This is a genomic window from Rhodococcus globerulus, from assembly GCF_019334125.1.
GTDB lineage: Bacteria > Actinomycetota > Actinomycetes > Mycobacteriales > Mycobacteriaceae > Rhodococcus_F > Rhodococcus_F globerula.
In genome coordinates, this window is sequence record NZ_CP079698.1 from 3,360,072 (window position 1) to 3,371,375 (window position 11,304).

At 60.5% G+C, this 11,304-nt stretch carries 10 protein-coding genes; 2 read left to right on the plus strand and 8 right to left on the minus strand.

The genetic code is table 11. The features are described 5' to 3' along the window. Nucleotides 1–27: 27 nt before the first annotated feature. The gene (locus KYT97_RS31110; RefSeq protein ID WP_095887133.1) at nt 28–681 is read right to left on the minus strand and encodes a TetR/AcrR family transcriptional regulator; all 654 of its coding nucleotides are present in this window, start codon (nt 679–681) and stop codon (nt 28–30) included. Nucleotides 682–839: 158 nt separating this feature from the next. Between KYT97_RS31110 and KYT97_RS15195 the strand changes: the two genes are divergently transcribed. Next, nucleotides 840–1,670: a TauD/TfdA dioxygenase family protein gene (locus KYT97_RS15195; protein WP_033236784.1), complete on the plus strand. Its 831-nt coding sequence runs from the start codon at nt 840–842 to the stop codon at nt 1,668–1,670. A 102-nt stretch (nt 1,671–1,772) separates the two neighbouring features. On the opposite strand, the gene KYT97_RS15200 is transcribed toward KYT97_RS15195, so the two are convergent. Next, nucleotides 1,773–2,531, minus strand: coding sequence for an enoyl-CoA hydratase/isomerase family protein (locus KYT97_RS15200; protein WP_233364777.1), 759 nt, complete (start codon nt 2,529–2,531; stop codon nt 1,773–1,775). A gap of 307 nt (nt 2,532–2,838) precedes the next feature. Here KYT97_RS15200 and KYT97_RS15205 point away from each other — a divergent pair, with 307 nt between their 5' ends. After that, entirely contained in the window at nt 2,839–3,894 is a 1,056-nt protein-coding gene (locus KYT97_RS15205; RefSeq protein ID WP_033236782.1) for an acyl-CoA dehydrogenase family protein, read from the plus strand. 101 nt (nt 3,895–3,995) lie between these two features. Here KYT97_RS15205 and KYT97_RS15210 read toward each other — a convergent pair whose 3' ends face one another. From KYT97_RS15210 to KYT97_RS15235, 6 genes are all read right to left on the minus strand, one after another. Further along, nucleotides 3,996–4,793: a crotonase/enoyl-CoA hydratase family protein gene (locus tag KYT97_RS15210; protein ID WP_033236781.1), complete on the minus strand. Its 798-nt coding sequence runs from the start codon at nt 4,791–4,793 to the stop codon at nt 3,996–3,998. Nucleotides 4,794–4,823: 30 nt separating this feature from the next. After that, nucleotides 4,824–5,978 (minus strand): thiolase family protein, encoded by a 1,155-nt coding sequence (locus KYT97_RS15215; protein ID WP_033236780.1) that lies wholly within the window; start codon nt 5,976–5,978, stop codon nt 4,824–4,826. An 89-nt stretch (nt 5,979–6,067) separates the two neighbouring features. Beyond that, the gene (locus KYT97_RS15220) at nt 6,068–7,582 is read right to left on the minus strand and encodes a class I adenylate-forming enzyme family protein (RefSeq protein WP_219112744.1); all 1,515 of its coding nucleotides are present in this window, start codon (nt 7,580–7,582) and stop codon (nt 6,068–6,070) included. Nucleotides 7,583–7,835: 253 nt separating this feature from the next. Further along, entirely contained in the window at nt 7,836–9,026 is a 1,191-nt protein-coding gene (locus KYT97_RS15225; RefSeq protein WP_033236778.1) for an acyl-CoA dehydrogenase family protein, read from the minus strand. Nucleotides 9,027–9,074: 48 nt separating this feature from the next. Then, nucleotides 9,075–9,857, minus strand: coding sequence for an enoyl-CoA hydratase/isomerase family protein (locus KYT97_RS15230; RefSeq protein ID WP_172937870.1), 783 nt, complete (start codon nt 9,855–9,857; stop codon nt 9,075–9,077). 93 nt (nt 9,858–9,950) lie between these two features. Continuing rightward, entirely contained in the window at nt 9,951–11,231 is a 1,281-nt protein-coding gene (locus tag KYT97_RS15235; protein ID WP_033236777.1) for an FAS1-like dehydratase domain-containing protein, read from the minus strand. Between the last annotated feature and the right edge of the window lie 73 nt (nt 11,232–11,304).

The window sequence follows — 11,304 nt, forward strand, 5'->3', positions numbered from 1 at the left end:
TCAATCGTGACTCGAGCAGTCAGCTTCCTAGCGGCCCTCGACAAATGTGGGCGGCGCCGTGAGCAATCCGACCATCGCATCGACGAGGTCGGTCTCGAACTCTTCGCGGGTCAGTTCCTGGTCTTCGCCCGCAACCATCCGAGATTGACGATTCGCAATCGTGTGCATCATCAGCTCGACAGCCATCGAGTGCCGATGCCGACGCAGCGGTTCGGACAGTTCAGTGAGCGCTGCCTTGATCCCCTCAGCCGCAATTTGCGCGCTCACCACATGGTCGATCGTGGTGGCATATGCACCGGCGCGTTTCTCCGGGTCGGACATCAGTCGAGCAAGAAATGCCACGTAGTGGTTGGTGTGCGGATCGAGGTCAACCAGAGGTCGCACCATGGACTCGACGAGGGCACGTAATTCATCCTGACGTCCCTCGCTGCGCATCCGGTCGAGAAACTCGAGTCGTGCGGCGTTGATCGGGGGCAGTCGATACTCGAGGATCGCCTGCAGCAGAGCCGTTTTCGACCCGAAGTGGTATTGCACAACTGCGGGATTGCGATGGCCCGCCGCACTGCCGATTTGCCGTAGGGATACACCGTCGATCCCGTGGACAGCAAAGAGCTGCTCCGCTACCTGCAATAACTCGACGGGGTTTCGTTCACGGACCGACAACTGTGACGCCTCGCGCATGGTTCTGATTCTCTCACGCCCCTCCTCTCAACCATTGACCCTGCAGTAAGGCATGTGATTTAGTTTAAAACAGTTGTTTGATTGCAACGCAATCCTACGTTCGTATTCGACAAATCGAATGCATGCGCCGTCTCCACTCAACCCGGAAACGAGGTCTCATGATCCATGTTCGCCCTCTCAGCAGCCGCATCGGCGCAGAAGTTCACGGCGTCGAACTCGACGGAACCCTCCGTCCAGAAATAGTCGCCGAACTAAGGAAAGCGCTGGTCGAATTCAAGGTTCTCTTTTTTCGCGATCAGACACGCATGACCCCTGACAAGCACCTCGACTTCGGTCGCCTGTTCGGCACGCTCGAAGCACATCCCGTGGCCACTGCCGATCGATCCGAGTTGATGACGCTCCGGAGGGCACCGGATGTCGCTACTGCACGCGCGAATTTCCCGTACGGCGAGGACTATTGGCACTCCGATGTCAGTTGGCGTGAGCATCCGTCATTCGGCTCGATCTTGCGCGCCGTCGAAATTCCCCCCGTCGGCGGTGACACCCTATGGGCAGACATGGAAGCAGCATTCGCGGGTCTGAGCCCCCAGATGCAGGGAGCACTGCGGCCACTACGCGCAATCCACGACTTCGACCGAGCCTTCGGACCAGGACTGGCGCCAGAAGATCGCGCAGCTATGGCCAAACGCTTTCCGCCCGTCGAGCATCCGGTTGTGCGAACCAATCCGGACACCGGAGCACCTTTGCTCTACGTCAACGAAATTTTCACGACCCGAATCGTCGGCATGGACCTTCGCGAGAGCGACTCTCTCCTCCAATTCCTGTACCGGCAGGCGACAAAGCCTGAGTACCAGTGCCGGTTCAGTTGGAGAGAGGGATCAGTCGCGTTCTGGGACAACCGCACCACTCAGCACTACGCGTGCCACGACACCGGCGAAGGCGTTCGCGAAATGCATCGAGTCACTATCTCCGGCGACCGCCCGTACTAGAACACGCCTCGCTGTCGTGACGATCTGCGCGACGCACGGTCACGCTAGTTGACCTGTTTCATGAAAGATGTTGGGGCGGCATCGGATAACCCTCGAACAGTCTCAGCGGAATACCGGCGCCCGCTTCCCGAGGAACGCCGCCTTCGCTTCAGCCGCATCGCCACCCGTGATGTTGTTGCCCTGAGCCTGTGCTTCCAACCTCAATGCAGACTCCAGACTCCCCCCGTCTGCAGACGCATCGAGAAGCTGTTTTGTCAGGGAGAGCGCACGCGCGGGTCCCGCAGCGAGCCGCTCGGCCATCTCGTCCACAGTTGCGTCGAGGTCGGCTACCGGCACCAGCCGCGTGACCAAACCCATTTCTGCTGCCTCCGCCGCGGAATACATGTCACCGAAAAAAGCGATTTCCTTCGCCTTCTGAATTCCGACCAACCTTGGGAGTAACCAGGAACCGCCCATGTCGACGGAGAGCGCACGACGAACGAAGATCTGCGAGAACCGAGCTCGATCGCTGGCAACCACCAGATCACAGCCCAGCGCGAGGTTCCACCCCGCGCCGACGGCGACACCGTCCACCTTGGCGATCGTCGGAATTGTCAACGCGTGCAACGCGCGTGCCGCATCACTCGCATCGGACATGAAGTCGAGAGGATCACCGTTCACACTTGCCAGATCGGCGCCGGAACAAAAGTCGCCGCCGTCTCCCGTCAGCACCAACACGCGGTCGGTATGTGAATGCTCGACACTGGTGAACGTCTCGGCCAGTTCGCGCCACATCTCCAAATTCGCCGCGTTCTTCTTCTCCGGACGCGACATCACAACCGTTACGACACCGTCGCGACGTTCGACACGCAGGAATTCCACCGTCGCACTCCCATCTCTTCTTACATAACTAAGTTATCTGGATAACGTGAAGACGCAGAGACAACTACGCCAAAGTGTGACGTTTGATTTTCCGAGGAGGTTTCAGGCCGCTCAGCGCGACCGCCGAATAAGTGGTGCACACTATCCTGAGCGAGCCACACGGATGCAGCGACGACCACTCGACGCCAGACCAGACAACGAAGGAAGGAAGTGGACTCTCGATGCAGACGCACTCCTTGGCGTCACTACCGAAAAGGTAGATGACATGGTTAACTATGTCAAGAAATACGACTTATAGAGGAGAGCCATGGACTTCGCGCTGAGTGACGAGCAGGTAGCCCTAGCGGAGGCCGAACGGGCCTGGTTGGTGAAGAACTCACCCCTCATGGAACGCCGCCCGTTGATAGACGATGCTCCGGCGCGAGTTTCGCCGGCACGCCTTCGCCGTCTTGCCGAGTCGGGTCTGATCGGTCTTCTCACAACAGAGATGGGTGGCACGCACGTCGATCTGCTGGTGCTGGCAGAGGAGCACGGCCGCGCAGGAAGCCCCGTACCCGTGGCCGAGTTGGCTGCGGCGGCCCGCTTACTCGAACAAATCGGCCACCAGGCCCTCGACGAGACCACTGACGGGGCGTCCTTGGTCGTGCCGGCGCTCAGCTCACCCGAAAACTCCGCGCTGCATGCCACAGTCGAAGGGACATCACTTCGAGTACAGGGAACTACGGCTCCGATAACGGGCCTGATAGACGCCCACCGACTCCTTCTCGTCACATCCACTATCGACGGCGCCGAGGTCGCCGCAGTAGTGGACATCGCAGCCGTCAGCACGCGTGTCCTCGAAACTCTGGATGTAACGCGGTCATGGGCGGTAGCCGAGATTGATCTCACCTTCGAAGCCGGCGAGTGGACGCTGCTATCCAGCGGCACAGTGGGTTTCGTTCGTGATCAGTTGGCAACCTTCCGAGCCGTCGACGCGCTCGGCGCCGCAGAAGCACTCCTCGCCCTCACGGTCGAATACGCAGGGCAACGCACGCAGTTCGGGCAACCGATCGGAAGCTTCCAGTCCGTTAAACACCATTGCGCAAATATGGCCCTGTCAATCGAGGCATCGCGCGCGGCATTGTGGGCCGCGGCTGTGGCTCTCGACGGGGACGACCCCGGTGTCCGCGCTCGGGCCGTCGCGGCGGCCGCAGCGTTCACCGGTGAGGGAACCAGCTCCGCCGCTCAGACGGCGCTGCAAGTACACGGCGGAATCGGATTCACCTGGGAGCACGACCTGCATCTACTCATCCGCCGAATCAAAGTCGACGAGCTACTCGACGGTTCGGTGAGCTACCACCGTCGCCGCCTCGTCAACGTCTGAGCCGAACCAAGACTACGAGGCAGCAAGCCAACACAAAACGACCCGGATTGCATTTGAGTAAGTGCAACCCGGGTCGTTTCGGAATAATCAGAGAACTCGGTTCAGCGTGCTTTCCAGACCGGCTCGCGCTTTTCCGCAAACGCGCGAGGCCCCTCCTTGGAGTCCTCACTAGTTGCGAGCTGATCCCACTCGGCGGCCGACAAAACCCACCGGTCAGCCTCCTCGACGCGGATCGAGTCCACGACACCGTAAGCGACGCGCTTACTGGCTTGCACCGACAACGGCGCGTTGACCGCAATCCGCTGTGCCAGTTCGACAGCCGCACTGACAACCTGCCCCTCGGGCACAACCTGGTTGATCAGACCGACCTCGAGTGCGCGGGCGGCACTGATCGGATCGCCGGTAAAGATCATTTCCATTGCCAGTCGCTGCGGCATCTGTTCAGGCAACCTGAAGACACCACCAGCGCCCGCAATAAGCCCACGCTTGACCTCGGGCAAACCGAAGGTTGCATTTTCGGCCGCAACGATGAGATCCGCGGACATCGCCAACTCCGTGCCACCGCCCAGTGCCGTTCCGTTAACCGCGGCAATCGTGGGCTTGTCGGTGTACTTGTTGACGAAACCGGCAAATCCCCATTCCCGATTATTCGGCGCGTACACCGATTCACCTCTCGAAATAGCCTTGAGGTCAGCACCCGCACAGAAGGACTTCTCCCCTGCTCCTGTCAGAACAATCGCACGCACATCGGGGTCCGCGGCAGCTTCGTCCAATGCTCCGCCGACGCCCGCACTTACTGCGGAGTTCACCGCGTTACGTGCTGACGGACGGTTGATCGTAATCACCATGACATTGCCCACTCGCTCTACGAGAACCGCGGGTTCGTTCGTTTCGCTCATTGTTGTCTCCTCCTTGTGCTGGATCGGGTTTCAGCGCGCGTTCACGAGCTCGAGGATGGTGGCGTTGGCTTGTCCGCCGCCCTCGCACATCGTCTGCAAGCCGTATTGGATGTTGTTGCGAAGCATGTGATGCAGCATGTCCGTCAGAATTCGTCCGCCCGATCCACCGAGGGGATGCCCGAGAGCAATTGCACCTCCGTTGGGGTTGACCCGCGCGGGGTCCGCTCCGACCTCTGCCAGCCACGCAAGTGGCACGCTCGCGAAAGCTTCGTTGACTTCGAAGACACCGATATCGTCGACAGTCAGACCAGCTTTCTCGAGCACCTTCTTCGTGGCCGGGATCGGAGCTGTGAGCATGATGATCGGGTCGTCTCCGACAACAGCGACCGAGTGAATCTTCGCTATCGGAGTCACCCCGTACCGCGCAGCGGCCTCTTCGCTCATGATCAGCAGCGCCGACGCGCCGTCCGAGATCTGTGACGCGTTACCCGCATGGATGACACCGTCTTCCTTGAAGACCGTCTTGAGCTTTCCGAGTGATTCGACAGAAGAGCCGCGACGGATTCCCTCATCTCGCGAGACCACGGTGCCGTCCGGCGTCGTCACCGAAACGATCTGGTGGTCGAACAGCCCTGCATCCTGAGCAGCTGCTGCACGTTCATGTGACTGAACTGCGAACGTGTCCAGGTCATTTCGCGTCAGACCCCACTTCTCCGCGATCGCCTCTGCACCAACGCCCTGGTTCGGCTTGACTCCGTTGTAGCGCTCCATGTAAGCCGGGCTGTACGGGCTCCCCTCGAAGGTTCCCGCGGACCCCATCGGCACTCGGGACATCGACTCGACACCACCGGCAACGACAACGTCGTAGTGTCCCGCTGCAACACTGGCGACGGCAAAGTTGAGCGCCTGCTGCGACGAACCGCACTGACGGTCGACCGTCACCCCCGGAACGGATTCAGGCCAGCCGGCGGCCAGCACCGCATTGCGAGCAACGTCGTTGGCCTGGTCTCCGACCTGCTGGACGCAACCCCAGATGACATCCTCGACAATTGAAGGGTCGATACCGGCGCGCTCGACCAACGCATTGAGAACTACGGCCGACAGATCGGCCGGATGAACGCTCGACAATCCGCCGTTGCGTCGGCCGACCGGGGTGCGCACTGCTTCTACGATGACTGCAGTCATGTTGTACTCCTTGCATTACCGGGCAGCAGCCCGAATTCGTTTGAGTGGTACCACGAGCGATTCGAAAAGGCGTTTAACGATCGCCTGCGTCAAACTCGGGCAGCTTCGAGATCTGCCACCAACTCCAGCAGTCGGCGACGATCGATCTTGAGTGATACTCCCCGCGGAAGTTCGTCGACGGTGTGGATATCGACGGGCACCTCGTAACCGGTCAACTGGCCACGGAGGAATGTCTTCACTTCGTCCTCGACCAAAGGAATCGCACCGTCCACAAGCTCGACAACAGCGACCGGCACCTGTCCTAGCCGATCGTCAGCTTTCCCGTACACACTCGCGTCGAGGATCGACGGATGCGCACGCAAGGCGTTCGAAACGACCTCCGGGTGAACTTTGAAGCCGCCCCGGACAATTGCGTCGTCAGCTCGACCGTCGATATACAGGAATCCGTCCTCGTCGATGTGCGCGAGATCGCTGGTACGCAGCCAACCGTTCGCACCTTTACCGGTCTGACCCGCCCGCACTTCGAGCTTTCCGGTCTCGTTGACCGGCAGGACCTCTCCGTTGTCGTCGACAGTCTGCAGATGCACGCCCGGAAACGGCCGCCCGACGCTGCCACGCTTGCGCGCCCACCATTCGGTATGCAGCGGCTTGGTCCATCCGGCGATGGCACCGGAAAACTCGGTGGCACCGTACATGATCAATACGGGCACGCCGTACCGGTGCGTGAACTCCTCGGCCAGATCCGGGCCGACGTAGGTCGTGCCTGCCGTCACCGCACGCAAGCTCGACAGCTTCTCTGCCGGGATATCGGCACTGAGTACCGATCGCATTGCCGCCGGGGGCAAGCTGGCGACCCGCAGTTGATGCTCGGATACCGCGGTAACCCACCCGTCTACGGTGAATCGCGAGAGTAGGACAAAGGGTCGAGCTTCGGTGAGCGCCTGCAGAACTGCCCACAGGCCGCCGATGTGAACCATCGCCAAGAACACCAATGACACCCGTCCGGTGAGCGGGTCGCGTTCAGGGCCGGCCGCACCGGTATGGCCGTGCACCGCTGACATCGCGGAATCGAGCTGGCGCCATGTCAGCGGGACCCGTTTCGGAGGTCCTGTTGTTCCAGAGGTGAACATTTCCACCGCCACCGGATGCTCCTCGGTGTGCAGGGCTTCGATCGTTGCCGAGGATCCGCCACTGCATTGTCGGAGCTCGACGCCATCTACAGCGAAGCCCACAATTCCCGAATCCTCAGCAGCCGAAAAGAATTCAGTCTCCTTCCAGACACTCGAGGGGCCGAGAACGACCTGCGGTTTGGAACTCACCAGGTCCGATGACAGACGTGCAGCCGGCTGCATCGGGTTCAGCGTGACGATTGTTCGCCCTTTGCCGAGGATGGCCACGAGGGCCGCGACGGACTCCATCCTGTTTCCCAGAACAACGCCGACACGAGAACCCTCGTCGCATCCCACCCGGCTGAGTTGCTCGTCGATACGTTCAGCGAGGACGCGAACCTCACCCCATGTGACCCATCGACCATCCTGCTGGATCATGTTCGCGCCATCGGGTGCCAACCACAGAGCACCCAACCCGTCTCTGATTCCCGCCATTGACTGCCTCCAGTTCTGCCGACGAGGAAGCCATTGCTCCCCCGGCCCGCCCATAAGGCGCCACCCGGCATCCGATCGCGCCGATAGAACGCGTGTAACTATAAGATAGATCACATAGTTAACTAGGTCAATTCTTTTATTTCTTCGGTGATGGCTCCGAACAAAAAAGGGGAGACTCGAATATCACGAGTCTCCCCTTGCCGGAGCGATGCACATCCTGAAATCGGCGGCGCCGGCTATGTAAATCCCTGCGTCAGCGCGGCATTGACAATCCACGTTCCGCGATAATGTTGCGCATGATCTCGGAACTTCCGCCCGCGATCGTATAAGCGCGGGCATACAGGAATTCGTCTTGCCAACGCCCACAATCGATTGCATTCGGGTCGCGCTCGACAAGAACGCCGGCCTCACCACTGAGCTCGAGCGCGAATCGCGCGATCTCGACTCCCAATTCGCTGAAGAACAGTTTTGCCATCGGGCCGTCGAAGACCCGTTCTGTCTTCCGTGACCACCGACTTACGTTGGCGTACACCATCGCCGAGAGCGCTTCGACCGACGCAGTCAACTGACCGAGCTTGTCCAGTACGGCGCCGTCTTCGATAGCGGGACGTCCGTTCCTCGTCACCTTCTTGGCGAGATCGACGAGAGCGGAAACATTCTGCTGCAGCCGGGCTGCGCTGGCTGCGACTGCGCTGCGTTCATGTCCAAGACTGGAATTGGCAATCACCCAACCCTGGTTCAGATCACCGATCAGAGCATCGGGACCTACCTCGACATTGTCGAGAAACACCTCATTGAAGTCCGAAGTGCCAGTCATCTCGCGGAGGGGGCGCACCTCCACGCCCGGCAATCGCATATCAATGATGAAAGCACTGATCCCCCGATGCTTCGACGCTTCCGGATCCGTACGCGCCAGCAGATAGCCGTAATCAGCCCACTGACCGTTGGTCGTCCAGACCTTCTGTCCGCTGATCCGGAACCCGCCGTCGTCGGTACGTATCGCCTTCGTACGCAGTGAAGCCAGGTCGCTACCGGAACTCGGCTCGCTGAAAAGTTGACAGAAGATCAGCTCACCGGAACGAATGCCGGGCAGGAACGCCTTTCGCTGTTCCTCGGTTCCATAGTCGAGCAGTGCGTTCGAGACAAGTTTGGAGGCCCCCTGAACCGCGGCGGGGGTGCGGCCGCGAGCCAACTCTTCCCCCACAATCACCTCGCGTTCCATCGATTCCGGATTACCTTGCCCCCCGAAACGTTCCGGCCACGACTCACCCACGTATCCAGCATCGAAGAGCTTTCGTGTCCAGTCCTTCAGTAACGCAAGCTCTTCCGCATCCTCTGCCGTGCGCACCCCCGCCTTGGGCGCGATCGCAGGCGCGTTGGCCTTCACGAATGCCCGCACCTCGGCGCGGAAATCCTCGAGTTCGGCAGTCATGCCGTAGTCCATCTCAGCTCCCTTTGCGCATTGTGCCGGCGCAGTGCGCCAACGCGGCGGTCATCGAACCTCGTACTTTCGCGTAGGCACCTCTGATCGGCTGACCTGAGCCTTGCCGATCGGATTGCCCAACGATGTGTACGACATCGCCGTGGCGAGTGCGTGCGAACGAGTCGAGTCCTTCGACTCCCAGATCGCACGAATACTTCCCTGGATCGCGGCCGCCGGCTTGGCCGCGATCCGGCCGGCAAGATCCTGCGCGCGGTCCCACAGATCACTGCGCGACACGATCTCACTGACCAGTCCGATCTCGCGGGCACGCTCCGCGGACATCCGCTCGTCGAGACCGAGCAGAACCATGCGCAGCACCTCCCCGATCGGGATGCGGTGCGCCAACCCGATCGGCTCGAGCGCCGCGACCAGGCCGTAAGAAACGTGCGGGTCGAAGAATTGCGCATCATCACTTGCAATGATGATGTCCGCCTCATTGATCCAGTACAGCGCACCGCCCGCGACCATGCCATGCACTGCACAGACCAAAGGCTTCCAGCACCCGTTCTGCTTCGGTGACAGGTCAGCGCCCGGGTCTCGGCGGGTGAATACGTTCTCGGCGACGTACGTCCCTTCCTTGACGTCCATCCCGGTGCTGAATGCGCGATCCCCGTTTGCCCGCAGGACCACAACATGGACGTCGTCCGTCTCCGCCGCGTAGTGCCACAGCGAACGGAACTCGCTCCGCATGACATTGGTGAACGAATTCATCCGATCGGGGCGGTTCAACGTAATCGTCAGAACATGATCGTTCTGCTCTGCGATCACCGTCGTCAAACTGCTCAAGTCCACAGGTCCTCCTGAAGTTAGGGACACACCGTAACGAAATTTCTCAGCCACCGAGCTACCCGACTCGCCGGCACGTGAGCGGATCGGCGCGGTTGCTCAAGCCTTCGAGCCAGAACGTGCCTGCGCACGCAACTCACCGTTGCGCTTGAGCATCTGCGCGGCAATCCGCTCCCACTCCGCCGGCGCGGTCGGGAGAACGGCAAGGTCGGACTCCCGACTCGGCAGCGACACCGTCGCTGTAGCCGGACAGGTCACCTCGCCGCGCTGACTTGTTCCCCGGAGTTCGATGTCGATCAGGTGTCGGTCGCCTTCTATTCTCTTCCCCACAACCTCTCCAGTGAAGATGTGGGTATCACCGAGGTAGTTGAACTTACGCATCTGACTGGACATCGTCTCGATCCAGCCTCCGTCACCGATCCAGTCGGTCAGGACGTGCGTCAGCCAGCAGTCACGCATCATTCCATAGTCGTATGCAGCCGGAAGGCCGATGGAGCGGGCGTACTCACTATCCCAATGGATGCGTTGCGCCACATCAGGAACGCCCTGTTCGTTGGGAATGTAGAACGGGGCGATGCGCTGCCGATTCTTGTATGTCAGGCGCGAGGCCGACGGCGTATAAGGCGCGAAACCGTAACCACCGGAATGGAAGACCATCATGTCGGTAGCTGTCAGCGGGCCCTTTGCCATCTGGTCGAGGCTCTCGCCGACCTGTACGTCGTCCCAGTATCGAGGCTCTGCACCTCGAGGCTTCTCGGCCGCGTAGATCTCGTCGATCTTCGCAATGTCCTCGGGCGTGTATGTCGCAGGCTCGATTGCGTCATACTTCTTTCGCTTCTTCGACTCGTGCCGCTCCGTGTGGATCGTGAGCACGCGCTGCGCCTGCACGACCTCTGCGCGCTGGTTGAACTGCACGTGAATACGCGTGACGAGTAGCGATCGGCCCGCGAATTCGGACTCTTTGAGCTCAACCTTCTCGAAGCCGTGGAACGAGTAGACGGTGTCACCGTCGTACACAGGTCGGTACCAGTCGGTTGTGCTGCCGGAGACAAACACGTGGATACCACGGAAGGCCGGGCGACGCTGTTCGCGCGGGACACGATCTGCGAGCAGTTCCTTGCGCAGTCCGATGTTGATCATCGGCGGTGCAATCTGGCCACCCCAGCGTGTGTCACGTCCATATTCTTCATCGACGAACAACGGATTGTCGTCTCCGTAACTGCGGGCGAAGTTGCGCACCACGTCCGGCGTGACCCGGCTGAACTGCTCGCGCTGGGTGACGGCGTGGTAAATGCCGACCAGGTCCCGGGCCCGCTGAATGTCGTCCTCGAGGAAGCTGTAAACCTCGGGTTCGGCTTCCGTGATCTCCGATGTGCTCATGGAATTCCTCCGTGATCGATAGGGCGCAAATGATGTCTATGCCGATACGCCAACTGGGCGAGCGGCATGATCC